Annotated in this window: 1 protein-coding gene; it reads left to right on the forward strand. The window is 46.2% G+C overall.

The window, feature by feature from the left end; genetic code table 11:
- On the forward strand, window positions 1–466 hold a 466-nt coding region (locus M595_RS28450), incomplete at its 5' end, for a tetratricopeptide repeat protein (RefSeq protein WP_023070001.1).
- Window positions 467–530: the final 64 nt, after the last annotated feature.

The raw sequence follows: 530 nt of genomic DNA on the forward strand, positions 1-530 counted from the left end.
GGGTTTAAAAGTCCGTTCCGATGTTCCCGGTGCGCTCTTTGATCTCGGGAATGCTTACTATATGCTCGGTAAGTATGACCAGGCGATCACTCAGTATGAAAAAGCATTTGCTCAGGAAAAAAACCTTTGGCCTGCAATTAACAACATTGGTTTAGTTCGCTATGAAATGGGAGACATCAAAGGTGCGATCAAAAAATGGCAAGAGGCAATCAAAATCGATGAAAAAGCCGCCGAACCGATCCTAGCGATAGCAGTTGCTTTATATACTCAAGGTCAACGCCAAGAAGCTTTAGCGATGGGAGAAACAGCCCTCGAACTCGATGGTCGCTACGCCGATCTCGAATTTCTCAAAGAAAACCTTTGGGGCGATCGCTTACTCAACGATACCCAAAAGTTTCTAGACACGCCTCAGATGCAAGCCACAATCGCCCAATTGGAAGACTCACCTGCATCTGTCTCTCCCTAGTGATTCGTGATTTTACCCACACAGGGGATCACCGGGGTCAAGCGCTTGATCTTTTAAAAACCAT

Origin of the sequence: Lyngbya aestuarii BL J (assembly GCF_000478195.2) — a bacterium.
Classification (GTDB): domain Bacteria; phylum Cyanobacteriota; class Cyanobacteriia; order Cyanobacteriales; family Microcoleaceae; genus Capilliphycus; species Capilliphycus aestuarii.